The organism is Photobacterium sp. GB-210 (assembly GCF_003026075.1).
Taxonomy (GTDB): domain Bacteria; phylum Pseudomonadota; class Gammaproteobacteria; order Enterobacterales; family Vibrionaceae; genus Photobacterium.
Window position 1 is genome coordinate 197,000 of sequence record NZ_PYNU01000001.1, and the last position, 26,170, is coordinate 223,169.

The window sequence follows — 26,170 nt, forward strand, 5'->3', positions numbered from 1 at the left end:
GCAATCGAAATAGCAGGTTGTTAATACATCACTTTCAACAGAGCGGGCTAACAATCACTTTCTTTTAATTTATTTTTAGCAATAACCTCTCAAAAAACTGCTGCCAATCTGTATTTTTTTAGCCAATTCCATAAAACTCTAATATATTGTCATTTTTTTGACATTGTTTTTTTGTCATGACTATTTTGTAATTGCATGATTTAAAAGAATAATACATGGCATGTAAATTGCTTTTTTATGAATTAGATTGGATTTTTTGTTATTAGGTTTCATGCATGGATGATAAAGCGGTTGTGATTGGGGCATTAGAACAACAAGTTGAACGTTATCAACAAGTGCTGGAAGTGATGCCTGTTGGTGTCATTTTACTCGATCCTAAAGGCATTATTTGTGAAACCAATAATGAAGCATTACGTTTGCTCGGCGAGCCCCTTGAAGGTGAACGTTGGGTAGATATTATCCAGCGCTGTTTTCAGCCTCAGGAAGATGATGGACACGAAATTTCACTGCGCTCTGGCGCTAAGGTAAAATTAGCTATTTCAGCCTCTTCGGCTGGACAGTTAATTGTCATTACAGACATGACAGAAACGCGCCGATTACAATCACGATTAAGTGAAATGCAGCGACTGTCGTCCTTAGGAAAAATGGTGGCATCCTTGGCGCATCAAGTCAGAACACCATTATCGAGTGCGATGTTATACGCCGCTAATTTATCTGCCCCTAACTTGCCAGTAACAACCCGTGAACGCTTCCAAAGTAAACTTGTCGATCGTCTTCAAGATCTTGAAAAACAAGTTAATGATATGCTGCTGTTCGCCAAAGGTGGTGATAATAAAGTGGTTAATTGTTTTTCATTAGAAAGTTTACTTAATAGTATGGAAAACATGGTTGAAGCCTTGGTGATGAGCCAAAATGTTGATTTTAGTATTGACTGTGATGATGAATCACTGGCTATTTTAGGCAATGAAAATGCACTGGCGAGCGCTATCAGTAACCTAATTACAAACGCTATCCAAATGTCAGGTAAAGGCTGTACTGTTGCTGTGTCTTGTTATGCCGTAGGTGACGAAATTTTGTTATCAGTCACTGATAATGGCCCCGGTATTGCGACAGAGCTCCAAAGCAAGGTCTTAGAGCCTTTCTTTACCACTCGAAAACAAGGTACAGGGTTGGGATTAGCCGTTGTTCAAATGGTGGCACTCGCGCATCGTGGCAAGTTGTCTTTAATATCAGAGTTAGGTAAAGGGGCATGCTTTACTTTAACCCTTCCCATTGCCTCACAGCAGAATATGCAATCACAGTTAGCCGCATCGTGAGCATTAAAGTGCCAGAGCTTACTCATGGAGAGAAGAGATGAATCAAACGAGAGTCTTAGTAGTCGAAGATGATGAAGGATTACGTGAAGCATTGGTTGATACGTTAGCGTTAGCTGGCTATCAATGGATTGAAGCGGAAAGCGCAGAGCATGCTTTAGTGATCATGAAGTCGGAAGCGGTTGATATCGTTGTCTCTGATGTACAAATGGCAGGGATGGATGGATTAGCATTACTTCGCAGTATTAAATTAAATTGGCCTAAAATCCCAGTACTATTAATGACGGCTTACGCCAATATTGAAGATGCAGTCGCGGCAATGCGTGAAGGTGCGATTGATTATATGGCAAAACCCTTTGCCCCTGAAGTGCTGTTAAACATGGTCGGGCGTTATGCGCCGATAAAAAAACAAAGCAGTAAAACCGTTGTTGCTGATCCGAAAAGTATCAAGTTATTAGCACTTGCTGATAAGGTCGCAAAAACGGAGGCGAATGTGATGGTGCTAGGGCCGAGTGGCTCAGGAAAGGAAGTACTGTCTCGTTATATCCATGATAACTCCGAGCGTAAAGATGGGCCCTTTATTGCCATTAACTGCGCTGCCATTCCTGAAAATATGCTTGAAGCGACCTTATTTGGCTATGAAAAAGGTGCATTTACGGGGGCGATTCAAGCCTGTCCGGGTAAATTTGAGCAAGCGCAAGGTGGTACCTTATTGCTTGATGAAATCAGTGAAATGGATTTAGGCTTACAGGCAAAATTATTGCGTGTATTGCAAGAACGTGAAGTTGAACGTCTAGGTGGCCGCAAAAGCATTAAGTTAGATGTACGTATTCTTGCGACCAGTAACCGTGAACTTAAAACTTATGTGGCAGAAGGGCATTTTCGTGAAGATTTGTACTACCGACTTAATGTCTTCCCAATTGCTTGGCCTGCTTTAGCTGAACGTCAGGGCGATATTCTGCCTTTAGCAGCATTATTTGCAGAGCGACACAGTATCAAACAAGGAAATGTGGTACCAAGTATAAGCCAAGCTGCACAAGATAAATTAGTGCAATACCCGTGGCCTGGGAATGTGCGAGAATTAGATAACGTTATTCAACGCGCGTTAATTCTTTGCGATAACAACCACATTCAACAGCAAGATATTTTATTAGAACATTTTGATTGGCTAGATACGGAAATGCCTCAAAGTGTGCCAGAGCCTGAACCTTGCGTTGTGGCTGCTCGTCCTAAACCGGCGGCAACGGGAGAAGGGCTGGGTAGTGAGTTACGTGAACAAGAGTTTAGTATTATTTTAGATACTTTAATCGCCTGTGAAGGCAGCCGTAAAGATGTGGCAGAGCAGTTAGGGATCAGTCCTCGAACTTTGCGCTATAAATTGGCGAAAATGCGTGATGCAGGTATTGAAATTCCTGCGTAGTGAGCGGTTAAAATAAATACATTTATAGAGAGAATCACGGAATGAAAGTAAACGGATTACAAGCAGAAATGCAAGCAATGAGACTGGATGCTCAAAATACCACTTCCCCTGCAACAGCCCAACAAGTGAGCTCTGATTTTGGCAATCTTTTGAGTGATGCATTGCAATCTGTGAATCAGATACAAGGGCAATCCAGTGAGTTAGCAACGCGTTTTGATCAAGGTGATCGTAGCGTTTCATTAGCAGATGTCATGATTGCAAGAAATAAGTCTAGTGTGGCGTTTGAAGCAACCGTACAAGTTCGCAATAAAATGGTACAAGCGTACAAAGAATTAATGAATATGCCGGTATAAGCCTGACTTTTTAAAGTATGGAAAGTAACACCGTTATTCTTGCAGTTTATGGGTAAAAGTCGTGGCAGAAGAAAACATTAATCAACCTTTGGCGGTATCGGGCAATGGCGCCGCTCCTGTATTACATGATGATATGGGCGCAGATCAAGGTGCTGATATTTCAGAGAAGAAAGCCTCTTCGACTGATAGTATTTTGGGTAACTTGGATTTATTACGTCAAGTTATTCTAGTGCTATCGGTGGCAATTTGTGTCGCGCTAATCGTGTTGGTAACAATGTGGATCAAAGAGCCTGAGATGCGCCCATTAGGCACTTATGATACCGAAGAATTAATTCCAATCCTCGATCACTTTGATCAAAAGAAAATTGAATATCAATTAGATGGCAATACGATCCGCGTTCCTGCTGATGAATACAGTGCGATCAAGTTAGATTTAACCCGTACTGGACTAAATGCCCAAACGGCAGAAGGCGATGATATTTTATTGCAAGACATGGGATTTGGTGTATCACAACGAATGGAAAGTGAGCGTTTAAAGCTCAGTCGTGAACGTCAATTAGCCCGTGCTATCGAACAAATTAGCCAAGTACGTAAAGCGCAGGTTTTATTGGCGACACCAAAACAAAGTGTGTTTGTTCGTCATAATCAAGAAGCGACGGCAACAGTCTTTTTAACCTTATCTTCTGGTGGTTCATTAGGCCAACAAGAAGTAGATTCCATTGTTGATATGGTGGCAACAGCGGTACCTGGGCTTCGTCCAACACGAGTCACGGTAACCGATCAACATGGTCGTTTATTGAGCTCTGGTACTGAAGATCCTAGTACAACAGCGAAACGTAAAGAATACGAATTAGAGCGAAAACAGGAACAAGCATTACGCGAAAAAATTGATGCTATCTTAATGCCTGTTTTAGGTCTGGGTAATTATACTTCGCAAGTTGACGTTGCTATGGATTTCTCGGCATTAGAAGAAACGCGTAAGCGCTATGATCCATCAACAGCGGCAACGCGCAGTGAATTTACGCTGGAAGATATTAATGGTGGTAACCAAGTTGCAGGTATTCCTGGTGCATTAAGTAATCAGCCGCCGGTTGAATCGGCAATCCCTCAAAATGTGAAAGACATGCAGTCGGGTACAAACGGCAGTGATGGCTCGGTACATAGAGAATCTACCCGTAACTATGAATTAGATACCACGATTAGCCATAAGCGTGCACAAACGGGGGTTATTGACCGTCAAACGGTATCTGTTGCGGTGGATTATAAGACCATCACAGATCCTAAAACGGGGGATGTGACTCGCGTACCTGTTTCAGAAGCAGAAATTGCTAAAATTCGCCGCCTGCTAATGGGGGGGATTGGTTTTTCAGAAGCGCGAGGGGATTTACTTGAAGTGCTTTCCGTTCCTTTTGCGTTACCAGAATCTCAATTAGCTGCCGATCTCCCTATCTGGGAAAATCCGAACTTTAGTAGCTGGGTACGTTGGATTGCAGCGGCGCTCGTTATTATTGTGGTGATTATGGTATTAGTACGTCCAGCAATGCGTAAGCTGTTGTATCCAAACCAAGCACCAGATGGTACGCCATTAGACGAAAATGGTATGCCAGTTATGGCAAACTCAGCGGATGCTGTTGGGCTTATTGGCGCAGAATTGGATGGCGGTGAAGGGTTTGAATTGAGCTCTAGTAGCTTAGATTTACCAAATTTACATAAAGATGAAGATTTACTGAAAGCCGTTCGAGCATTGGTGGATAATGAACCTGATCTCGCAGCACAAGTGGTTAAAAGTTGGGTGAATGAAGATGGCTAATGATGTTGCTATAAGTGAAAATAAATTTGATCCAAATACGCTAAGTGGGACAGAAAAAGCCGCCATTTTACTGCTTAGCCTTAGTGAGCAAGATGCTGCCAGTATTATTCGTCACCTTGAACCTAAGCAGGTGCAACGTGTGGGTGGTGCGATGGCGAGTATGACAGATCTTAGCCAAGAGAAAGTCTCCGGTGTACACCGATTGTTTCTCGAAGATATTCAAAAATACACTAGCATTGGCATGGGTAGCGAAGATTTCGTACGTAACACATTAGTTGCTGCGTTAGGTGAAGATAAAGCGAATAACCTTGTTGATCAAATCCTGATGGGCAGTGGCTCTCGTGGCTTGGATTCGCTGAAATGGATGGATCCTCGTCAAGTAGCGAGCATTATTCTCAATGAGCACCCGCAGATCCAAACCATTGTTTTATCATACTTAGAGCCGGAACAATCTGCGGAAATCTTAGCGCAATTTCCTGAGCGTGTACGTTTAGATCTGATGATGCGTATTGCGAACTTAGAAGAAGTACAACCAGCGGCACTGCATGAATTGAACGATATCATGGAGAAACAGTTTGCAGGTCAAGCTGGTGCGCAAGCGGCTAAAATTGGCGGCTTGAAAGCTGCGGCTGAGATCATGAACTACCTCGATAATAATGTTGAAGGCTTGTTGATGGATCAGATCCGTGAAACGGATGAAGATACGGCGACCCAGATCCAAGACTTAATGTTTGTATTTGATAACCTAACAGAAGTCGATGATCGCGGTATTCAGACCTTGCTCCGTGATATACCACAAGATCTCTTACAAAAAGCACTAAAAGGTGCGGATGATATGCTGCGTGATAAATTCTTCGCCAATATGTCCAAGCGTGCTTCTGAGATGCTACGTGAAGAATTAGAAGCGATGGGGCCGATTCGTGTTGCTGATGTAGAAGCGGCGCAAAAAGAAATTCTAACCATTGCTCGTCGTCTTTCTGATGCAGGTGAAATTATGCTGGGCGGCGGCGGTGGCGGTGCAGATGAGTACCTATAAAATTATCCCTATTGTTGAATTAGCAGGTGGTCGTCATGAGTGATGAACGTCGTCGCGGCTTTTTTCGAGTTTCAGACCACCAAGCACAAGAATTAGAACGTTGGGCATACCCTGATTATTCAGAACAGCGTCAAGAACAAAGTGACAACGCTTTTAATTATCAGCCGCGCCCTGTTATTGAAGAATTCGAGCCTGAAGAAGAAGCGGGGCCTCCGCCATTAACGGCTGCTGATTTAGAAGCGATGCAGCAATCGGCGTATGACGAAGGAATAGAGCAAGGACGACAAGCTGGACACAGTGAAGGGTTTAAAACCGGTCACGCTGAAGGGCTTGAATCTGGCCTTGTTGAAGGCAAAGAGCAAGGGTTACAACAGGGGTTAGAGCAAGCCCAACAACAAATAACAGAACAAGTGAATCATTTGGCGTCAGTGGCTGAAAAGTTATTAGCGCCAATTGCACAAGTTGATCGTGACGTTGAAGAGCAGGTGATGCAACTTGCTTTAGGTTTAGCGAAAGAGTTGATCCGAGTGGAAGTGAAAACGAATCCACAAGTGATTTTAAACACGATTCGTGAAGTGGTGGCGACGTTACCGGTTGCCAATCGTGATATTACGATGAATCTTCATCCTGAAGATGTAGCCCTAATAAAACAAAATTTTAGTGACGATGACTTGTTAGAGCGTAAATGGAAACTTATTGCTGAGCCAAGTTTAAATCGAGGTGATTTGCAATTAAATAGCCATGATACTTCGGTTGATTATTTTATCGAAGATCGTATTCGTCACTCTTTAAGTAGCTTTGAAGCGGTTAATAGTAGTATTCGAGATCAATCTAAATGACAGCCTCACTAGCCGAACGGTTAAGTCAGTATAAAACGGAAGGGACGGGATGTAAGCCTGTTGCTTCTGGACGTTTAGTGCGAGTTGTTGGTTTAACACTTGAAGCAATAGGTTGCCGTGCTCCTGTTGGTAGCTTATGTAAAGTAGAAACATTAAATGGTGAACTTGAAGCTGAAGTGGTTGGCTTTTCAGGTGAAACCTTGTTTCTCATGCCGAGTGAACAGCTGCTTGGGGTGATGCCAGGCGCTAAAGTCACGCCAATTCTGCACAATAGTGGTCTACCCGTTGGTCCTGAATTATTAGGTCGGGTTATTGATGGGGTGGGTAATCCGCTCGATGGCTTAGGGCCTATTTTTACCGAGCATCGAGCTTCATTTAATGCCACTCCTATCAATCCTCTCGCCCGTAAACCAATCAAAGAGCCGCTTGATGTGGGCATTAAAGCGATCAATGGCTGTTTGACGGTAGGCAAAGGCCAGCGTATTGGTCTGTTTGCAGGCTCGGGTGTTGGTAAGTCTGTGACTTTAGGCATGATGACTCGTGGCACCAGTGCCCAGATTGTTGTGGTTGGCCTTATTGGTGAGCGTGGTCGTGAAGTTAAAGAGTTTATTGAAGAAAGCTTAGGGCCTGAAGGCCGTGCGCGATCTGTGGTGGTGGCGGCACCTGCTGATGCATCACCATTAATGCGCTTAAAAGGTTGTCAAACCTCATTGACGATTGCTGAGTATTTCCGCGATCAGGGCTTTGATGTATTACTGCTGATGGATTCTCTGACCCGTTTTGCACAAGCACAACGTGAAATCGCATTGTCTGTTGGTGAGCCGCCAGCAACCAAAGGTTATCCACCTTCGGTATTTGCAAAGTTACCTGCGTTGGTGGAACGTGCGGGTAATGGTAATGAAAATCAAGGTTCTATAACGGCTTTCTTTACCGTTCTTAGTGAAGGTGATGACTTGCAAGATCCTATTGCAGATGCCTCTCGTGCGATTTTAGATGGTCACATTGTGTTATCTCGTGAGATGGCAGACGCTGGACATTATCCTGCGATCGATGTCGAACGTTCGGTGAGTCGTGTTATGCCTGCGATTGTGAGCGAAGAGCATATGTTGATGTCAAAAGCGGTACGTCAAATTCTTTCTATATGCCGTAAAAATCAAGATTTAGTCTCCATTGGTGCTTATAAACCCGGAACGGATAATACGATTGATCAAGCTTTTAGTTTTAAACCGAAATTAGACGCTTATCTGCAACAAGAAATGAAAGAGTCAGTGCCCTATGAGATGTGCGTCAATATGTTGCGCTCAACATTAGGTGGTTAATTGCAGGTGATCATGGATAAGGAAATTAAGTATGTCTAACGCGCTAGGATTAATCATCGAGCAAGCGAAAGAGCAAGAGCATCAAGCCAGTTTAGCGTTAAACCAAGCCCGTATTGAGCAACAAAATTACTTACAGCAATTAGCGCAGATTGAAAAATATCGATTGGATTATCTCAATCAGTTATCTGTTAGGGGCCAACAAGGTTTAACCGCAAGTCAATATAGTCATTTACAGAAATTCTTAACGCAACTGGATCAAACATTAGAAAAGCAAAAGCAAGCGGGAGGGTACTTTGAAGAACAAATTCAAAAGTGCTCCCAGCACTGGCAAGAAATGCAACAAAAAAGACGTTCGGTTGAATGGCTGGTGGAAAAACGCGAACGTGAGCATAAACAGTGGCTTGATAAGCAAGAGCAAAAAATGATGGATGAATTTGTTACATTGCAATTTGCGCGAAGGTTACAACAATAACCTTATTGATGAGTAACTGGTTTAGTTTTTGCATTACTCCAGCTTATCTCTTTTTGTCGTCGGAAGATCAAATGGTTACGTTTTGTTTTCTCCACGCCCAGTACTAGGTTTGAATTGGCTATGAATCTATTAAATCCCTTATCAACACCGCACGTAAAAGCCACACCTGCGGGATCTTCAAATACTAAAACGGTAGAAACAAATGAAGGTGACAAAGATGCTTCGTTTGATTCTCAGTTACAAGCAGCATCAACAGAGAAAACATCGGTAAGCGATTTAAAAATAGAACAAAAAACACAAAAATCGACAGATGTTGAAGCTGGTGAAGAAGCGAACAATAATGCTGTTATTGTCTCTGATGATTTAGTTATCGATACTGAATCTAACGCTGAGGTAGTCTCTGATGAGGTTGTTTCAGATGAGATGGTATCTGTTGTTGATAGTGAGGATATCACCAGTGTTGATAATGTTGATGATGGCGAAAGTATTGCTGATGTCGAAAAAATGATGTTTGAAGGTGCGGATTTCCTTCAACGTTTGAACCAATCAAATCAGCAGCTTAGTCAACAATCTTCAGGTGGGGGCAAAGCTTTGCCGCCACAGTCAGAGCAAATGCCATCATCAGATGCGTCTTTAGATGTGAAACCAGAGCTCTCTAGTGACAAATTTGTATTAGATAGCTCTGAAATCACTTCAATCAAGCAAAATGAGCTAACTGAAAAAGAGAAAGTACTACAAGCGGATGTCAAACCGAGTGAGTTAAAACTGGGCTGGCACGCTGCAACTGCTGCAGTGAAAGCGGAAAAAAGTGATGAAGCGACACTGCTTTCTCAACCCACAATCGATTCTGAATTAAAATCAACACTATCTGGTGTAAAAGCTGAACATGGTATCGTGAATGCGTTTCTTTCTGGTGAAAAAAATTCTGAACTGATCGCAACCAATGGAATGATGGAAGCGGTTAGAAAAACATTGGTTGATGGTCAGGAACAAGAGCAAGACACTATCTCTTCACAACCATTATCGGCACTAATGAGTAACCAGCAAACCAATGCGATGAAAATGGACTTACAACATGCAAATACACAGGTTCAGTCGCCATTACTGCTGACAAAAGAGCAGGCGGGAGAGCAAGTTTCTGAGCGGATTAATATGATGATGGCTAAGAATTTAAAGCAAATTGATATCCGATTAGATCCGCCAGAGCTTGGCAAAATTCAAATCAAATTAGCCTTGAATCAAGATCAAGCTTCAGTGCAATTTACCGTTAATAATAGCCAAACACGGGATATGGTTGAACAAGCAATGCCAAGGCTACGTGAGATGATGCAGCAACAAGGCTTGCAGTTAGCGCAAGGCTCTGTGCAGCAAGACAGTTCAAATCAATTTGCGCAGCAGTTCTCACAGCAGCATTCAGGGGAGCAATCATCAGGTACTGCCCATGATGAATCTTTTGCAGGCACTAATGAGACTAATTCAGATAAACATCTTGATGCGATTGAGATGTTTGTAACAAACAATAAAGATCGGGTTGATTACTATGCGTAATTAACAATTGCTAATAATTTAATTAATGAAAATAAAGACAAAAAGGAATAAAAATGGCGATGGGCAAGAAAAAGCTGATGTTAATAAGTGCAGTAGCCGTCATTGTAATATTGGCGGCAGGCATTGGCTTTTGGTTGCTAAATGGCGATGACGCTAAAGAGTCGCCACAAGTGGCTGCAACGGTTCAAGAAAGTACAACGTCACCAGCATCTGTAATGTCTGCTTACTATGTTGTATTACCTCAGCCTTTTACTTTCAATGTTACGGGTGATACACGAGATAGAGTGGTTCAAATTAAAGTGCAATTAATGGTACGTGGCGATAAAAATGAAGCCTTGGCGAAACAGCACATACCGTTAATTGAAAGTACTCTTCTTCAAGCATTCGGGGTCGCAACCGTTGAGCAATTACGTAGCCCTAATGGCCGTGATCAGTTACGCCAACAAGCGCTTGAAGCTGTGAAAGCGGCAATGGTTAAAGTGGCTGGAACACCTGCAGTTGAGCGGGTTCTTTTTACTGGTTTTGTAATGCAGTAGGTTTACAGTGAGTGATTTATTAACCCAAGATGAAATTGATGCGCTACTTCATGGTGTCGATGAGCCAGAAGATGAACTTCATGATCACGAGGTCGCGAGTGATGTTGCTACCTTTGATTTTTCATCACAAGACCGCATTGTTCGTGGTCGAATGCCGACACTTGAGCTTATCAATGAGCGTTTTGCGCGCCATATGCGTATCAGCCTGTTTAATATGCTGCGTAAAACGGCGGAAGTGTCTATTAATGGCGTACAGATGATTAAATTTGGTGAGTACCAAAATACACTGTATGTACCAACAAGCTTAAATATGGTGCGCTTTCGTCCATTAAAAGGTACCGCGCTTATTACGATGGAAGCGCGTCTCGTCTTTATTCTGGTTGAAAACTTTTTTGGTGGCGATGGTCGCTTTCACGCCAAAATTGAAGGTCGTGAATTTACTCCTACCGAACGCCGTATTGTTCAAATGCTACTCAAACTTGTGTTTGAAGATTACCGCGAAGCATGGTCTCCGGTGATGGGGGTTGAGTTTGAATATTTAGACTCAGAAGTGAACCCGACCATGGCAAATATTGTGAGCCCAACAGAAGTGATAGTGGTGAGCTCATTTCATATTGAAGTTGATGGTGGCGGCGGTGATTTTCATGTCGTCATGCCATATTCGATGGTTGAGCCAATCCGTGAATTACTCGATGCGGGTGTACAAAGTGACAAGATGGACACCGACGTGCGTTGGAGTAAAGCATTGCGTGATGAGATCATGGATGTACCCGTTAATCTTCGCGCCAAATTACTTGATGTGGATTTATCGTTACGTGATTTGATGGAGCTACAAGTTGGCGATGTGATCCCTATTGATATGCCTGAGCAAGCGACCATTTTTGTGGAAGATTTACCGACTTATCACGCCAAAATGGGTCGCTCTGGTGACAATGTAGCATTGAAAATTAGTGAGAAACTACAACGTCCCGATATGGTTAAAACGGATTTGGCGTTTCTCGACCGTGATGAGCTAGGCACGGCATTACTTAATATTAATCGCGATAGTAACGAATAAGAAAAGGACGATGACAATGTCAAATAATAATGACCAACAAATGGCAGATGATTGGGCTGCAGCATTAGCAGAGCAAATTGATGATGTGCAACCAGCACCACTAGAAGAGCTGACTGATGAAACGGTACCGATCACCGATGATGAACGTCGTAAGCTTGATACTATTATGGATATTCCGGTTACCATTTCGATGGAAGTCGGACGTACGCAAATCAGTATTCGTAACCTACTGCAATTAAACCAAGGTTCAGTGGTTGAGCTTGATCGTATTGCGGGTGAATCATTAGATGTGATGGTCAATGGGACCCTTATTGCACATGGTGAAGTGGTTGTGGTCAATGACAAATTTGGTATTCGTTTGACTGATGTGATCAGCCAAACTGAGCGTATTAAAAAGTTACGTTAAGGCTGGCCATGAAAAGGATTATAGGCCAGATAGTTACAGTATTATCGCTATTATTTTTCACACTGTCCTGTTTCGCACAAACAGCGGTTGAGAAAACGATTGAAAAAGCGCCGCCACCATTAAGACAAGCACCTGACTTAAATATCGCAACTACTCTGGCTTCTTTACTGCTTGTGATTGCGATTATTGTTTTCTTAGCTTGGTTATTAAAACGTATGCGGGTGGCTGGGATCAGTGGTAATGATTCGGGTTTAAAAGTAATTACACAGCTGGCAGTCGGGCAACGAGAAAGAGTCGTGCTATTGCAAGTCGGTGAAGAGCAAATGTTGGTGGGTATTACTCAACATAATATTTCTTTGCTGAGTAAATTGGATAAGCCTTTAAACATGGACGAATCGCCAAGCAGAGATTTCGCTTCTCAGCTTAGCAAGCTAATGAAAAATAATGTTAAAAAATAAATTCACCCTTATCACTTGGATGGCTTTTCTTGCTATCTCTGTGTTGTTATCGTCAATCAATATAGCGCATGCGGTTGAAGCGAACGTGGCTAATAGTACGACGGCGACAGCAATGAGTGCAGAAACAACCTCAGGTCACATGCAAGCAGCCCGTAATGGTGGGGGAATACCGGCATTATCGGTGACAGTAAACCCTGATGGTAGTGAAGATTATTCTGTCACCCTGCAAATTTTAGCGTTAATGACCGCGTTGGGCTTTTTGCCTGCGATGGTTATTTTAATGACCTCTTTCACCCGTATCGTGGTAGTAATGTCGATCCTGCGTCAAGCGATGGGTTTACAGCAAACACCTTCTAACCAAGTGATTATCGGCATAGCGCTGTTCTTAACGTTTTTTGTGATGTCTCCGGTGATTGATAAGATCAATGCAGATGCCGTTCAGCCTTATATTAATGAGCAAATCACGGCGAAAGAAGCGTTGGCAAAAGCGGAAGATCCGATGCGCCAATTTATGCTTAAACAAACCCGGGTAAAAGATTTAGAAACGTTTGTGAATATGTCTGGCTCAACGGCTGATGATCCGCAGACGGTGCCGTTAACGGTATTGATCCCTGCGTTTATTACTTCAGAGCTAAAAACGGCGTTTCAAATCGGCTTTATGCTGTTTTTACCATTTTTGATTATTGATTTGGTCGTTGCATCGATCTTAATGGCGATGGGTATGATGATGCTTTCACCTATGATTGTATCGTTACCGTTTAAATTAATGTTGTTTGTTTTAGTTGATGGTTGGAACCTGATCTTATCCACACTGGCAGGTAGTTTTGGCACCTAATGTGAATAAACATCGGATAAAAAGGATGCTTTTATGACGCCAGAAGCTTTTGTTGAGATATTTCAAGAAGCGCTATACATGGTACTTATCATGGTGTGCGCGATTGTCATTCCAGGGCTGTTAATTGGTTTAGTTGTTGCGGTATTTCAAGCGGCCACCTCAATCAATGAGCAAACATTGAGTTTCTTACCCCGTTTAGTGGTGACGTTACTCGCGTTGATGTTTTTTGGTCATATGATGACGCAAATGCTGATGGATTATTTCTATCGCATTATTGATCAAATCCCACAGTTGCTTTATTAGCAAACGAGCAGCCGTCGATTATGCATTACACCGCAAATCTTTTACTTGATTGGATAGCGAATTATTTTTGGCCTTTTACACGTATCTCATCAATGATGATGGCGATGACGTTTTTTGGGGCGCGCTTTGTTTCACCTAAAATTCGCTTATATTTAGCCTTAGCGATCACATTTGCGGTCTTGCCTGTTTTACCTAAAGTCCCACAAGATATTGAGTTACTTTCTTTAGCTGGATTTATTGTTACTACTCAGCAACTAATCATTGGTGTAGCAATGGGATTAGTGACACAGTTTATTACTCAAATATTTGTCTTACTTGGGCAAATATTAGGTATGCAATCGAGTTTAGGTTTTGCTTCAATGGTTGATCCTGCGAATGGTCAGAATACGCCCGTATTGGGACAGTTTTATATGTTTTTGGCCATTTTATTGTTCTTAGCAACAGATGGGCATTTAGAGATGTTAAATGCTGTTGTTGTGAGCTTTAAAACCTTGCCGATAGGTGAGGCTATGCTACAGCAAAAAGATTACTATCAGCTTGCAGGTTGGTTTGGGCATATGTTTAAAGCGGGCGTGAATATGGCGTTAGCAGGGGTGATTGCTTTGCTAACGGTGAATTTGTCGTTTGGCGTAATGACTCGAGCAGCACCACAGCTAAATATTTTCTCGTTAGGTTTCTCATTTGCGTTATTACTCGGTCTGGCAATTAGCTGGTTTATTGTACTCGGTATCGTGCCGCAATATGAAGCGATATGGCAAGTTGGCTTAGATCAAGTGTGTAGTTTGATCCGAATTGATTGTTAAGTTAAGACTGGGAGTAAATCAGTATGTCTGATTCAGATGGTCAAGAACGTACCGAAGACGCCACGCCCAGACGGCTTGAGCAGGCGCGAGAGAAAGGTCAAGTTCCGCGCTCAAGAGAATTAGCGTCTGTTGCGGTATTAGTGTCTGGTGCTGTTGGGTTAATGTGGTTTGGAGAAGGGTTAAGTAAAGCACTGAGTCATATCATGACTGCAATGTTTAGCTTAACGCGCGACGATATATTCGATCTTGATCGTTTATTCGTTATTATTTTAGATGCGATTGTTTATATTCTCGCGCCTTTATTTTTAGTACTCATTTTTTTGTTTGTTGCCGCTTTTATTGGAGCTGCTGGTGTCGGTGGTGTTCGCTTTTCCACTCAAGCTGCAATGCCTAAGTTATCAAAAATGAATCCGCTCAGTGGAATAAAGCGGATGTTTGGTATGCAAAGTTGGGTTGAGTTAATTAAGTCTATTTTAAAAGTTGGGCTGGTGGGGAGTATTGCTTGCTACTTGATATTTTCGAGTTTAGAAGACTTTTTCCAACTCAGTAATGAGGTTTTTCCTGCCAATTACTTTCATGCTATCGATATATTACTAAACTTTGTTCTTTTAATTTGTTGCTCACTGCTTATTGTTGTTGCCATTGATGTGCCATTTCAAATTTGGAATTTTAATCAGCAATTAAAAATGACCAAACAAGAAATTAAAGATGAATATAAAGATTCGGAAGGTAAGCCTGAAGTAAAAGGGCGTATTAGAATGCTGCAACGTGAAATGGCTCAGCGACGTATGATGGCAGATGTGCCGCAAGCTGACGTGGTAATTACTAACCCTGAGCACTTCTCTGTCGCACTTCGCTACGATCCTAAGTTGGACTCTGCGCCCGTTGTTATTGCGAAAGGAGGCGATCATTTAGCGCTTAAGATCAGGGAGATAGCCAATAAACATAATATTGATATTGTACCTGCCGCGCCATTAGCTCGTGCTATTTATTATACGACTGAATTAGAACAGCAAATTCCAGATGGTTTATTTGTTGCCGTTGCTCAAATATTAGCTTATGTGTTTCAGTTAAAAGAATACCGCAAAGGTAAAGGCAAAAAACCAACACTATCTAAAGCTGCAATGGATATACCTGAAGAATTACGCCATTAATGTTTAGGTACATGATTATTGAAATGATAATTAAGTATATTGTGGCTAAAAATTTATTGTTTATATATTAATCATTAATTCTTTTTTGGAATAAAGTCTATTAGGGGCGTTATTTAATTAAATGTTTATATTAGACAGGAAGTCACAAATATAGCGTTTATCTTTAGCTTTCTGTTATTAATTTGATAGTCTTTTTGCACTGTCAAAAAAATGACTAATGTGTAAGGCATGATAATTGCTTTACCTTATTTTATGCATTCATGGTTCATCGTCTTTATTAAATAACGGACTATTTAATTATCTTCTTTTGTTTATAAAACGAACATTGATACCAATAATAAAAGAATAGATCACTAGACAGAATGAAGCTTTCAATTCCCTTTGCAGATAGATTGCCGTTAGCCAGTATCAAGTCTATGCCATCAATAGGTGCGCCTATAATGGTATTGGCAATGTTAGCAATGATCATTTTACCAATGCCGCCGTTGCTATTGGATATGACGTTTACCTTTAATATCGCGCTTTCACTGGTGGTGTTATTGGTGACGGTATATACCCGTCGTCCGCTTGATTTTGCTGCTTTTCCTACCGTACTACTTATTGCCACGCTATTACGTTTAGCACTAAACGTTGCATCGACTCGTGTTGTTTTATTGCACGGTCATGAAGGGCCTGATGCGGCAGGACAAGTTATTGATGCATTTGGCTCGGTTGTTATTGGTGGCAACTATGCGGTGGGTTTAGTGGTCTTCCTTATTTTGATGATCATTAACTTTATGGTAGTAACCAAAGGTGCAGGTCGTATTTCAGAAGTTAGTGCTCGCTTCACCCTTGATGCCTTACCGGGTAAGCAAATGGCTATTGATGCTGATTTAAACGCAGGGCTTATTGATCAAGAGCAAGCGCGTACTCGTCGTTTTGAAGTAACAAAAGAAGCCGACTTCTATGGTTCTATGGATGGTGCGTCTAAGTTTGTTAAAGGTGATGCCATTGCCGGTATCTTGATCCTCTTTATCAATATCATTGGTGGTTTAATCATTGGTATGGGTCAGCATGGTCTGACATTTGGTGAAGCCCTCGAAATTTACAGTTTATTGACCATTGGTGATGGTCTTGTTGCTCAAATCCCATCGCTACTGTTATCCATCGGTGCGGCAATGATGGTAACTCGTCAAAATACTGACGAGGACATGGGGCAGCAAATGTATTTTCAGATGTTTAACAATCCTCAAGCGCTGATCATCACCGGTATGATTCTATTTGTTATGGGTATTGTTCCTGGTATGCCTCATATTCCTTTCTTATTGCTTGCCGCCATTATTGGTGGTGTCGCTTATTGGCGAATAAAGAAAGAGAAAGCAGAAGCACTTGTTGAAAAGCAAGCGCCGCCGACAGAGTTAGCACCGACCCAACCGCTAAAAGAACTATCGTGGGATGATGTACAGCCTGTTGATACCATTGGTTTAGAAGTGGGTTACCGTTTAATTTCAATGGTCGATAAAGATCAAGGTGGTGAGTTGCTAGAGCGCGTGAAAGGTGTTCGTAAAAAGTTATCACAAGACTTTGGTTTTCTTATCCCACCGGTTCATATTCGCGATAACTTAGAGCTGCCACCGAATAGTTACCGCATTAGTTTGATGGGCGTCGCCTGTGGCGAAGCAAATATTCACCCCAAAATGGATCTGGCGATTAACCCTGGCCAAGTTTTCGGTTCTATTGATGGTGAAATGACAACCGATCCTGCGTTTGGTCTTGAAGCGGTCTGGGTACAAGACTCACAACGTGAACATGCGCAAGCATTAGGTTATACCGTGGTTGATTCAGCAACAGTACTGGCGACTCATTTAAGCCAATTACTGACAAATCATGCATCGCAGTTACTGGGTCATGAAGAGGTACAAAACCTATTAGAAATGTTAGGTCAAACGACACCTAAATTGGTTGATGGTTTTGTTCCTGATCAATTACCTCTAGGGGTTGTGGTGAAAGTAATGCAGAACTTATTAAATGAAGCTATTCCACTGCGTGATATTCGAACCATTGTCCAAACTTTGTCGGAGTATTCCAGTAAGAGTCAAGATCCTGACATATTAACCGCCGCTGTTCGTATCGGTCTGAAACGATTAATTTGTCAAGAAATCAATGGAATAGAAGTTGAGTTGCCAGTGATTACCCTAGTCCCTGAATTGGAACAAATATTGCATCAAACTATGCAATCTGCTGGTGGTGAATCTTCAGGTATTGAGCCTGGATTAGCGGAACGTTTACAACGTTCATTAACAGAAGCGACTCAGCAGCAAGAATTGAAAGGTGAGCCTGCGGTATTATTGACCTCAGGAGTGTTGCGTTCAACATTAGCTAAATTTGTTAAAAATACGATCCCAAGTTTACGGGTATTGTCATATCAGGAAGTGCCTGATGAAAAACAAATTCGAATTGTGAATGCGGTAGGTAATTAATGTTAGTGGTTGTAGATGCGCCTAAGCCCTTTCTGATATAGGACGATATTTTGAAAATTAAACGATTTTTTGCCAAGGATATGAGAACGGCACTTAGCGAAGTCAAAGAAGAGCTTGGGCCTGATGCCGTCATTATGTCGAATAAGAAAGTTTCTGGTGGTGTTGAGATTGTGGCAGCGGTGGATGTCGATACAACGCCTCCAGCAGCTCCAAATACTCAGCCTCGCTCTCGTGACGAAGTTACTCAAGGGTTAAATCAAGCAAGACGTAAACTTGCTGATGACAAGGTGCAGTTGAACCAATCCACGGCGCAGAAATTTGCTAGCGTATTACAAAACTATGCCTCAACCCAAGAGCAAAATGAGCAACCTAACGAGGTTGATTCACTTAGTGCATTACTTGATCGCCAATCTAAATTGCGCGAGCAAGGGGATAGTCACAGCTTATATTCAGAAGCGAATGCATTTCGACATGACCACAAGCCAGCATACAGTCCGCAAAATGAACGCGCATCGCAACAAAAGGCTAGTGGTTACTCTCGTTATTCTGACCAACATTATGCAGATACTCCTTCATCACGTGATAACCGTTCATCATCAACATCACCACTATTTCAGCGTCGTCAGCCTGAAACCAATAAGCATGATTTAGATATCGGCGATTACCGTCGTCCATCATCAAAGCAATATGAACGCGATCTATCTGTTGGTCGCGGGTTATTTGATAGCCCTCAGCATGATCATGGTATGAATGGACGTGAACAGTCACCGCAAAAGCCACGATTAGATCCTTCTCGTTACGAATCTAAAGCCCAACCGAGTAAAGATGAACTGGATCAAGTGCGATCTGAAATGATCTCGATACGTCGCTTATTAGAACATCAGCTATCTGGCTTAATGTGGCAAGAAGTTGAACGCCGCGAACCAATGCGCGCCATGATGATCAAACGTCTTGAAAAAATGGGATTATCAGAGCAATTAGCCGATCAATTAGCGTGTTATATCCCTGAAGATATTCAACCCAATGAAGCATGGCCGGCTTTACTTGATTTGTTATCGGATCAAATTATTACTACCGACGATTGTATTTTAGATACGGGCGGTGTGGTGGCTTTATTAGGCCCAACAGGTGTAGGTAAAACCACGACAATTGCCAAGTTAGCTGCTCGCGCGGCAATGGAGTTTGGTCCAGATCAAATTGCTCTAGTGACGACAGATACATATCGTATTGGTGCTCATGAGCAATTAGCGACTTATGGTCGAATTATGGGCTGTCCGGTAAGAGTTGCTAAAGATGCTGAAGAACTTGCCGATATCTTACATCAGTTGCGACATCGCCGATTGGTATTGCTTGATACCGCAGGGATGGGGCAGCGTGATATTCGGTTATCTGAACAGCTAGACACTTTAATGAAAAACAGCGGAGCGCATATTCGAAGCTACTTAGTGATGCCAGCGACATCACAGCGTCGAGTGCTGCAGGAAACGATTGAACATTTTCGTCGTATTCCACTTTCTGGTTGCGTATTAACAAAGCTTGATGAGTCATTAAGTTTAGGAGAGATCATCTGCGTGGCGATTCAAAATGCATTACCTATCGCTTATTTAGCGGATGGCCAGCGTGTACCAGAAGATATCAAAATAGCATCGGGGAACTACCTAGTGTCACGTGCTAATGAATTATTGGAGATAGAGATAAGCCAGCAATCACATTTCTGGTCTAGTGATAGTTCAGATAATAAGGCGGCAGATTATTATGATTGAGAGCAGAATGTACGATCAAGCAAGCGGTTTACGTCGAATGACTCAGTTAACCTCAACCAAAGTGATTACTGTAACCGGTGGTAAAGGTGGTGTCGGTAAAACCAATGTTACGCTAAATATGGCGATGTCGATGGCACGTCAAGGTAAGCGGGTCATGGTATTGGATGCTGATCTAGGCCTTGCGAACGTTGATGTGATGCTAGGACTTCGTGCGGGGCGTAACTTATCTCACGTTTTAGCGGGTATCTGTGAGCTGGAAGATATCATTATTGAAGGTCCATACGGGTTAAAAATTATTCCTGCTGCCTCGGGTACTCAAAATATGGCAGAGTTAACACCAGCGCAGCATGCTGGGTTAATTCGCGCTTTTGGTAATTTACAAGACGATCTTGATTTTCTACTGGTAGATACCGCTGCAGGTATTTCAGACATGGTGCTTAGTTTTGCTCGCGCTGCGCAAGATGTGCTGGTTGTTGTCTGTGATGAACCAACATCAATTACAGATGCTTATGCATTGATTAAAATCTTAAGTCGTGAATATGATGTTCAACGCTTTAAAATTGTTGCCAATATGGTGCGTAGTTACCGTGAAGGACGCGATCTGTTTACCAAATTGACGCGTGTTACGGAACGATTCTTAGATGCTAATTTAGAGCTCGTGGCATGTATTCCGCTTGATGATAATGTTCGCCAAGCCGTTAAACGTCAGAAGATAGTGGTCGAAGCTTTCCCTCGTAGCCCTGCTGCATTGGCGTTGAATTCATTATCAACCAAAGCAATGACTTGGCCTATTCCGCATAACCCAGGTGGACATCTTGAGTTTTTTGTTGAGCGTTTATTGATCAAACGTTCTCAGGCCATGGAGGTGCCATACAGTGAATAAAGCGATGGCTTATGGTCAATATCAGCAGAGTCCACAAGCATTTATCGAACGATACTCATCGTTAGTTAAACGCATTGCTCATCACTTAATGGTTCGTTTACCGCCGAGTGTCTTAGTGGAAGATTTAATTCAAGCAGGCATGATAGGTTTACTTGAAGCGCAACAAAATTATGATCCTACGAAAGGGGCAAGCTTTGAAACGTTTGCTGGAATTCGTATTCGTGGGGCAATGCTTGATGATATTCGTCGTGGTGATTGGGTCCCCCGTTCAGTATATAAAAATAGCCGAAAGATAAGTGAAGCAATATCTCACCTTGAAAATGAATTAGGACGCGATCCTAATGACCAAGAAATTGCGCAATATCTCGATATGCCGTTAGAACAGTACCATCAAGCACTAAATGATGTTAATTGTGGACGCTTAGTCGGTATTAGTGATCTTGGAGTGGCAGAAGATACCGTCGCTAATGAAGAAAGTATCGGTGAAAACACACCCTTTCAAGGTGTTGTTGATGATAACTTTCGTGCGTCATTGGCTGAAGCGATAAAAACCCTCCCAGAACGAGAGGCGTTAGTGTTATCACTTTATTACGACGAAGAGCTTAATTTAAAAGAAATTGGTGCGGTAATCGGTGTTAGTGAATCACGAATTTGTCAGATACACAGCCAAGCAATGCAGCGATTACGTGCAAAATTAACAGCATGGACTGCTTAATAATTATTTATTTTTAGAACTAGAAGAACACTGGCTCTCAGTGGAGGCAAACTTGAATAAAAACATGAAAATTCTCATTGTTGATGACTTCTCAACAATGCGCCGTATTGTTAAAAACCTGCTTCGTGATTTGGGTTTTAACAACACCTTAGAAGCAGATGATGGATTAACCGCTTTACCAATGCTTAAAAAGGGTGATTTCGACTTCGTTGTAACGGATTGGAATATGCCAGGAATGCAAGGTATTGATTTACTTCGTCATATTCGTTCTGATGAACAATTGAAGCACTTGCCTGTATTGATGATCACTGCTGAAGCAAAGCGTGAGCAGATCATTGAAGCGGCACAAGCAGGTGTTAATGGTTATATCGTTAAACCATTTACCGCAGCAACGTTGAAAGAAAAATTGGATAAAATTTTCGAACGTTTGCAGTAACGATTACTAACAATAACCATCAGTAGTGCATAAGGACGATAAAGAAGCATGATTTCACTTGAACAGGCAAAACAGCTTGTCAGCTTGCTAGAAAATGGACAACAAGCTGAAGCCAATTCGCTTGTACAAACATTAGTTGCCGATAGCCATGAACCAATGTTTGCAGAGGTGGGGAAAATTACTCGCCAGTTGCATGATTCTTTAATTAATTTTCGCCTTGACCCTCGGGTTAATGATTTAGCGAAAACTGATATTCCTGATGCTCGTGAACGATTGCTTTATGTTATCGATAAAACGGAGCAAGCCGCAAATAAAACGATGGACGCAGTTGAAAGCACGCTACCTATTGCGGATAAACTGCATAACACGTTATTGCAAGTGCATCCTCAGTGGCAGCGTTTAATGGCAGGTAAGATTGGTCTTACTGAATTTAAAACATTGTGTCACGATATTGATTTATTGCTTGTTCAAATTGAAGGTGATAGCAGCACACTGCGTACCCACCTTACCGATATCCTTATGGCTCAGGACTACCAAGATCTCACTGGACAAATCATTCGACGTGTCATTGAGTTAGTTCATGAAGTTGAAGATAGGTTAGTTGAAATTCTTAAAGCTTTTGGCATGGAACAAGACGCGAATACTGTGATTGATGATAAAAAAGACGCCTTAAAGCCTGAAGGGCCAATCATCAATCCAGAGCAACGTAATGATGTTGTTGAATCACAAGATGATGTTGATGATTTACTTTCGAGTCTTGGATTTTAGGGGAAATTTATGAGCTTTGATTTAGACGAAGATATCCTGCAGGACTTTTTAATAGAAGCAGGCGAAATTCTTGAATTGCTTTCTGAACAATTGGTAGAGCTTGAACGAAGCCCCGATGATTCTGAGTTATTGAATGCTATTTTCCGTGGTTTTCATACGGTAAAAGGTGGCGCAGGATTTCTTTCTTTAACCGAACTGGTTGATGCTTGTCACGGTGCAGAAAACGTTTTTGACTTGCTGCGAACAGGCAAGCGTAGCGTAACATCTGAGTTGATGGATGTGATTTTAGAAGCGCTTGACTGTATTAATGTGATGTTTGAACAAGTGAAAGAACATCAGCCTCTTGATCGTGCTGATCAACGTTTATTAGATGCCTTACATTATTACAGCCAGCCTGCAACAGCAGATGAACTCGCTCCTATTTCTAAGCCCGTTGAAGCGCCATCGGTTGATGTTATTGCAGAGGTGACACCAGAACCCGCGAGTACGTCAAGTAGTGAGAATGTTACCACTGGTGACAGTGTTGATGACATGACTCAAGATGAGTTTGATCGTTTACTTGATGAACTTCATGGTACTGGACAAAGCCCATCCAAGCCAACGGCACCAGAGCCAACTGCGCAAAATAATGTAGAAGCACAATTAAATTTTGATAGCGGTGATATTACTGATGATGAATTCGAACGTTTGTTAGACGAACTACACGGTTCTGGCAAAGGGCCGGGAAATAGTGATACGCCTGCGGCAAGTGTTACAACACCATCATCGTCAGTAACCCTATCATCTACCGTGCCAGAAGATACTGGTGCCGGTGATAGTGATGACTTGATGACAGATGATGAATTTGAACGTCTGCTTGATGAATTACATGGTGCAGGTAAAAGCCCATCTTTAGAAGAACAAGCGTCTGCTGCACAATCTACAGCGAATGATTTAACCGAAGTTGAAGCTGCTGTTAGTTCGACTCAATCAACAGCAATGGTCACTCCACCTGCTTCTGCGGCACATCAACCGCCAGTAGAGCGCTCAGCGAAACCTGTTGCGGTCAAAGAGAAGTCAAAACCACAAGCGGATGCGACAGTGCGTGTTGATACTTCAACCCTTGATACCATTATGAATATGGTCGGAGAGTTGGTTTTAGTACGAAATCGTTTAGTTAGTCTTGGTTTAAACACCAATGATGAAGAAATGTCGAAAGCGGTCTCAAATCTTGATGTTGTAACGGCAGATCTTCAAGGCGCTGTGATGAAAACTCGCATGCAACCAATCAAGAAAGTATTTGGTCGTTTTCCTCGTGTTGTACGTGATTTAGCGCGTAGCTTAAAGAAAGAAATCGTACTGGAAATGCGCGGTGAGGAAACAGATTTAGATAAAAACTTAGTGGAAGCTCTTGCTGATCCTCTGGTTCACTTAGTACGAAATTCTGTAGATCATGGTATTGAAATGCCGGATGTTCGTGAGCAGGTAGGTAAGCCTCGTACGGGAACTGTCTTATTATCAGCATCACAAGAAGGCGATCATATTCTACTTACCATCGAAGATGATGGTGGCGGTATGGATGCAGAAAAGCTCCGCAGCATTGCTGTTGAACGCGGTGTGATGGATGCAGATGCCGCTTCTCGTATCACTGACAATGAAGCGTATAATCTCATTTTTGCCCCTGGCTTCTCGACCAAAAAAGAAATCTCTGATATTTCTGGTCGTGGTGTAGGAATGGATGTTGTAAAAACAGGGATTAATCAGCTTAATGGTTCAATTCATATTGATTCAGTGCTAGGTAAAGGCACTCGAATTGACATTAAAGTACCGTTAACGTTGGCTATTTTACCGACATTAATGGTAGGTGTTGGTGAACAACCATTTGCATTGCCATTAGCGAGTGTGAATGAAATATTCCACCTTGATTTGAATAAAACCAATACTGTTGATGGTCAGTTAACAATTATTGTTCGTGATAAAGCGATACCCCTGTTTTATCTACAAGATTGGTTGTCAAATATGACTGGCGGTACGAATAAAGATCGTGGCCATGGTCATGTCGTTATTGTTCAAATTGGCCATCAGCGAATTGGTTTTGTGGTTGATACCTTAATTGGTCAAGAAGAAGTCGTGATAAAACCACTAGATAGCTTACTTCAAGGTACGCCAGGTATGGCAGGTGCAACTATTACCAGTGATGGTCATATTGCATTAATTCTTGATGTGCCAAGCTTATTAAAACACTACGCTGGTCATTAATTAGCACGACAAATAATAATAAAAGAGGGGGGCGATGACCCCCTTTGTTTAAGCGTTTCAACGGGATGAAAGTAACATGGCAGTTAAAGTATTAGTAGTTGATGACTCAAGTTTTTTCCGTCGAAGAGTAAGTGAAATAATTAATGCTGATAGTCGGTTGGAAGTTGTTGGCAATGCCGTTAATGGCAAAGAAGCGGTAGAGTTAACCCAAAAACTGCAACCTGACGTGATCACAATGGACATCGAAATGCCCGTAATGGATGGTATTACAGCCGTTCGCGAGATCATGAAAGTGTCACCAACTCCGATCTTAATGTTTTCTTCGTTAACTCATGATGGTGCCAAGGCGACGCTTGATGCCCTTGATGCTGGTGCATTAGATTTCTTGCCAAAGAAATTTGAAGATATTGCGCGTAATCGTGATGAAGCCGTTGAACTGCTTCAAAAACGTGTTGCAGAGCTTGCACGTAAACGTATTTTTATGCGCCGAAGTGCGACGACGCGTTCAACATCTCTTCCTTCTTCGCCATTAACAAGCACTCATACATCGACGACGAAACCAACGCTAACGTCACGCTTGCAGGCTGAACCTTCATCTGTTTCATCTTCAAGAGCTGCGCGTGCATCTGTTGTCAAACCCGCATTACGTTTTAAAGCGTCAGGAAAAAAATACCAGATTGTTGCAATTGGCACATCCACGGGTGGCCCTGTCGCATTACAAAAAATATTGACTCAGCTACCTGCTAATTTTCCCTATCCGATAGTGCTTATTCAGCACATGCCTGCGACATTTACCGCCGCTTTTGCTGCACGATTAGATCAGCTGTGCAAAATTGGAGTGAAAGAAGCGGAAAATGGGGATATGTTGAAAGCGGGTATGGCGTATCTTGCTCCAGGCGGTAAACAAATGATGCTTGATGGTCGACCTGGCGCATCAAGATTACGTATTATTGATAGCGGTGAGCGCATGAATTATAAACCATGTGTTGATGTAACATTTGGTTCTGCGGCTAAAGTTTATCAAGACAAAGTCCTATCAATGGTATTAACCGGTATGGGCGCTGATGGTCGAGATGGCGCAAGAATGCTAAAAAATAGTGGTTCAACTATTTGGGCGCAGGATGAAGACAGTTGTGTGGTATACGGTATGCCTCAAGCCGTTGCTAAAGCGGGTATATCAAGCCACGACTTACCTTTAGATCGTATTGCTGAATGTATGTTAATAGAACTAGGTTTACAGTGAGGA

25 protein-coding genes are annotated in these 26,170 nt (G+C 42.2%); all 25 read left to right on the forward strand.

Annotation, left to right across the window (positions count from 1 at the left end):
• Positions 1-275 precede the first annotated feature (275 nt).
• The 25 genes from C9J38_RS01020 (at position 276) to C9J38_RS01140 (ending at position 26,167) form a co-directional block, all read left to right on the forward strand.
• Complete coding sequence (locus tag C9J38_RS01020; RefSeq protein WP_107205492.1) at positions 276-1,316, forward strand: PAS domain-containing sensor histidine kinase; 1,041 nt, start codon at positions 276-278, stop codon at positions 1,314-1,316.
• Positions 1,317-1,353: 37 nt separating this feature from the next.
• Positions 1,354-2,733: a sigma-54 dependent transcriptional regulator gene (locus tag C9J38_RS01025; RefSeq protein WP_107205493.1), complete on the forward strand. Its 1,380-nt coding sequence runs from the start codon at positions 1,354-1,356 to the stop codon at positions 2,731-2,733.
• A 41-nt stretch (positions 2,734-2,774) separates the two neighbouring features.
• Positions 2,775-3,086 carry a flagellar hook-basal body complex protein FliE gene (fliE, locus tag C9J38_RS01030; protein ID WP_107205494.1) on the forward strand — a complete coding sequence of 104 codons (312 nt, stop codon included), beginning with the start codon at positions 2,775-2,777 and terminating at the stop codon, positions 3,084-3,086.
• Between the two features lie 61 nt (positions 3,087-3,147).
• Positions 3,148-4,896: a flagellar basal-body MS-ring/collar protein FliF gene (fliF, locus tag C9J38_RS01035; RefSeq protein WP_107205495.1), complete on the forward strand. Its 1,749-nt coding sequence runs from the start codon at positions 3,148-3,150 to the stop codon at positions 4,894-4,896.
• A complete protein-coding gene (gene fliG, locus C9J38_RS01040) occupies positions 4,889-5,932 on the forward strand; it encodes a flagellar motor switch protein FliG (RefSeq protein ID WP_107205920.1) in 1,044 nt (347 codons plus the stop codon). Before fliF ends, fliG begins: the two co-directional genes overlap by 8 nt.
• 35 nt (positions 5,933-5,967) lie before the next feature.
• Positions 5,968-6,771, forward strand: a complete 804-nt coding sequence (gene fliH, locus C9J38_RS01045) for a flagellar assembly protein FliH (protein ID WP_107205496.1) — start codon at positions 5,968-5,970, stop codon at positions 6,769-6,771.
• Complete coding sequence (gene fliI, locus C9J38_RS01050) at positions 6,768-8,090, forward strand: flagellar protein export ATPase FliI (protein ID WP_005370306.1); 1,323 nt, start codon at positions 6,768-6,770, stop codon at positions 8,088-8,090. The genes fliH and fliI overlap by 4 nt, the downstream gene beginning before the upstream one ends.
• Positions 8,091-8,121: 31 nt before the next feature.
• On the forward strand, positions 8,122-8,562 hold the full coding sequence (gene fliJ, locus C9J38_RS01055) for a flagellar export protein FliJ (RefSeq protein ID WP_045148062.1): 441 nt from the start codon (positions 8,122-8,124) through the stop codon (positions 8,560-8,562).
• A 120-nt stretch (positions 8,563-8,682) separates the two neighbouring features.
• Positions 8,683-10,110 (forward strand): flagellar hook-length control protein FliK, encoded by a 1,428-nt coding sequence (locus C9J38_RS01060; protein ID WP_107205497.1) that lies wholly within the window; start codon positions 8,683-8,685, stop codon positions 10,108-10,110.
• A 53-nt stretch (positions 10,111-10,163) separates the two neighbouring features.
• Positions 10,164-10,646 carry a flagellar basal body-associated protein FliL gene (fliL, locus tag C9J38_RS01065; RefSeq protein WP_107205498.1) on the forward strand — a complete coding sequence of 161 codons (483 nt, stop codon included), beginning with the start codon at positions 10,164-10,166 and terminating at the stop codon, positions 10,644-10,646.
• A gap of 7 nt (positions 10,647-10,653) precedes the next feature.
• Positions 10,654-11,703 carry a flagellar motor switch protein FliM gene (fliM, locus tag C9J38_RS01070; RefSeq protein WP_107205499.1) on the forward strand — a complete coding sequence of 350 codons (1,050 nt, stop codon included), beginning with the start codon at positions 10,654-10,656 and terminating at the stop codon, positions 11,701-11,703.
• 16 nt (positions 11,704-11,719) lie between these two features.
• On the forward strand, positions 11,720-12,109 hold the full coding sequence (fliN, locus tag C9J38_RS01075; protein ID WP_107205500.1) for a flagellar motor switch protein FliN: 390 nt from the start codon (positions 11,720-11,722) through the stop codon (positions 12,107-12,109).
• A gap of 8 nt (positions 12,110-12,117) precedes the next feature.
• Entirely contained in the window at positions 12,118-12,567 is a 450-nt protein-coding gene (fliO, locus tag C9J38_RS01080; protein WP_107205501.1) for a flagellar biosynthetic protein FliO, read from the forward strand.
• A complete protein-coding gene (fliP, locus tag C9J38_RS01085) occupies positions 12,554-13,402 on the forward strand; it encodes a flagellar type III secretion system pore protein FliP (protein ID WP_107205502.1) in 849 nt (282 codons plus the stop codon). Before fliO ends, fliP begins: the two co-directional genes overlap by 14 nt.
• A 33-nt stretch (positions 13,403-13,435) precedes the next feature.
• Complete coding sequence (fliQ, locus tag C9J38_RS01090; protein WP_005370314.1) at positions 13,436-13,705, forward strand: flagellar biosynthesis protein FliQ; 270 nt, start codon at positions 13,436-13,438, stop codon at positions 13,703-13,705.
• A gap of 20 nt (positions 13,706-13,725) precedes the next feature.
• Positions 13,726-14,508: a flagellar biosynthetic protein FliR gene (gene fliR, locus C9J38_RS01095; RefSeq protein ID WP_107205503.1), complete on the forward strand. Its 783-nt coding sequence runs from the start codon at positions 13,726-13,728 to the stop codon at positions 14,506-14,508.
• A 23-nt stretch (positions 14,509-14,531) separates the two neighbouring features.
• Complete coding sequence (flhB, locus tag C9J38_RS01100; RefSeq protein WP_045148070.1) at positions 14,532-15,662, forward strand: flagellar biosynthesis protein FlhB; 1,131 nt, start codon at positions 14,532-14,534, stop codon at positions 15,660-15,662.
• 362 nt (positions 15,663-16,024) lie between these two features.
• Positions 16,025-18,121: a flagellar biosynthesis protein FlhA gene (flhA, locus tag C9J38_RS01105; protein ID WP_107205504.1), complete on the forward strand. Its 2,097-nt coding sequence runs from the start codon at positions 16,025-16,027 to the stop codon at positions 18,119-18,121.
• A 50-nt stretch (positions 18,122-18,171) separates the two neighbouring features.
• Positions 18,172-19,884, forward strand: a complete 1,713-nt coding sequence (flhF, locus tag C9J38_RS01110; RefSeq protein ID WP_107205505.1) for a flagellar biosynthesis protein FlhF — start codon at positions 18,172-18,174, stop codon at positions 19,882-19,884.
• Positions 19,877-20,767 carry a MinD/ParA family protein gene (locus C9J38_RS01115; RefSeq protein WP_005370324.1) on the forward strand — a complete coding sequence of 297 codons (891 nt, stop codon included), beginning with the start codon at positions 19,877-19,879 and terminating at the stop codon, positions 20,765-20,767. Before flhF ends, C9J38_RS01115 begins: the two co-directional genes overlap by 8 nt.
• Positions 20,760-21,482, forward strand: coding sequence for an RNA polymerase sigma factor FliA (locus tag C9J38_RS01120; RefSeq protein ID WP_045082753.1), 723 nt, complete (start codon positions 20,760-20,762; stop codon positions 21,480-21,482). Before C9J38_RS01115 ends, C9J38_RS01120 begins: the two co-directional genes overlap by 8 nt.
• A 64-nt stretch (positions 21,483-21,546) precedes the next feature.
• Entirely contained in the window at positions 21,547-21,918 is a 372-nt protein-coding gene (gene cheY, locus C9J38_RS01125) for a chemotaxis response regulator CheY (RefSeq protein ID WP_199187030.1), read from the forward strand.
• Between the two features lie 48 nt (positions 21,919-21,966).
• Positions 21,967-22,686 (forward strand): protein phosphatase CheZ, encoded by a 720-nt coding sequence (locus C9J38_RS01130; protein ID WP_107205507.1) that lies wholly within the window; start codon positions 21,967-21,969, stop codon positions 22,684-22,686.
• 9 nt (positions 22,687-22,695) lie between these two features.
• Positions 22,696-24,924 (forward strand): chemotaxis protein CheA, encoded by a 2,229-nt coding sequence (locus C9J38_RS01135; protein ID WP_107205508.1) that lies wholly within the window; start codon positions 22,696-22,698, stop codon positions 24,922-24,924.
• A 76-nt stretch (positions 24,925-25,000) separates the two neighbouring features.
• Positions 25,001-26,167, forward strand: coding sequence for a chemotaxis response regulator protein-glutamate methylesterase (locus C9J38_RS01140; RefSeq protein WP_107205509.1), 1,167 nt, complete (start codon positions 25,001-25,003; stop codon positions 26,165-26,167).
• Positions 26,168-26,170 lie beyond the last annotated feature (3 nt).

Coding starts and splice junctions, on each gene's coding strand:
- C9J38_RS01020 (WP_107205492.1), top strand. CDS start 276: ATGGATGATAAAGCGGTTGTGATTGGGGCATTAGAACAACAAGTTGAA.
- C9J38_RS01025 (WP_107205493.1), top strand. CDS start 1,354: ATGAATCAAACGAGAGTCTTAGTAGTCGAAGATGATGAAGGATTACGT.
- fliE (WP_107205494.1), top strand. CDS start 2,775: ATGAAAGTAAACGGATTACAAGCAGAAATGCAAGCAATGAGACTGGAT.
- fliG (WP_107205920.1), top strand. CDS start 4,889: ATGGCTAATGATGTTGCTATAAGTGAAAATAAATTTGATCCAAATACG.
- fliH (WP_107205496.1), top strand. CDS start 5,968: ATGAGTGATGAACGTCGTCGCGGCTTTTTTCGAGTTTCAGACCACCAA.
- fliI (WP_005370306.1), top strand. CDS start 6,768: ATGACAGCCTCACTAGCCGAACGGTTAAGTCAGTATAAAACGGAAGGG.
- fliJ (WP_045148062.1), top strand. CDS start 8,122: ATGTCTAACGCGCTAGGATTAATCATCGAGCAAGCGAAAGAGCAAGAG.
- C9J38_RS01060 (WP_107205497.1), top strand. CDS start 8,683: ATGAATCTATTAAATCCCTTATCAACACCGCACGTAAAAGCCACACCT.
- fliL (WP_107205498.1), top strand. CDS start 10,164: ATGGCGATGGGCAAGAAAAAGCTGATGTTAATAAGTGCAGTAGCCGTC.
- fliN (WP_107205500.1), top strand. CDS start 11,720: ATGTCAAATAATAATGACCAACAAATGGCAGATGATTGGGCTGCAGCA.
- fliO (WP_107205501.1), top strand. CDS start 12,118: ATGAAAAGGATTATAGGCCAGATAGTTACAGTATTATCGCTATTATTT.
- fliP (WP_107205502.1), top strand. CDS start 12,554: ATGTTAAAAAATAAATTCACCCTTATCACTTGGATGGCTTTTCTTGCT.
- fliQ (WP_005370314.1), top strand. CDS start 13,436: ATGACGCCAGAAGCTTTTGTTGAGATATTTCAAGAAGCGCTATACATG.
- fliR (WP_107205503.1), top strand. CDS start 13,726: ATGCATTACACCGCAAATCTTTTACTTGATTGGATAGCGAATTATTTT.
- flhB (WP_045148070.1), top strand. CDS start 14,532: ATGTCTGATTCAGATGGTCAAGAACGTACCGAAGACGCCACGCCCAGA.
- flhA (WP_107205504.1), top strand. CDS start 16,025: ATGAAGCTTTCAATTCCCTTTGCAGATAGATTGCCGTTAGCCAGTATC.
- C9J38_RS01115 (WP_005370324.1), top strand. CDS start 19,877: ATGATTGAGAGCAGAATGTACGATCAAGCAAGCGGTTTACGTCGAATG.
- cheY (WP_199187030.1), top strand. CDS start 21,547: ATGAAAATTCTCATTGTTGATGACTTCTCAACAATGCGCCGTATTGTT.
- C9J38_RS01130 (WP_107205507.1), top strand. CDS start 21,967: ATGATTTCACTTGAACAGGCAAAACAGCTTGTCAGCTTGCTAGAAAAT.
- C9J38_RS01135 (WP_107205508.1), top strand. CDS start 22,696: ATGAGCTTTGATTTAGACGAAGATATCCTGCAGGACTTTTTAATAGAA.
- C9J38_RS01140 (WP_107205509.1), top strand. CDS start 25,001: ATGGCAGTTAAAGTATTAGTAGTTGATGACTCAAGTTTTTTCCGTCGA.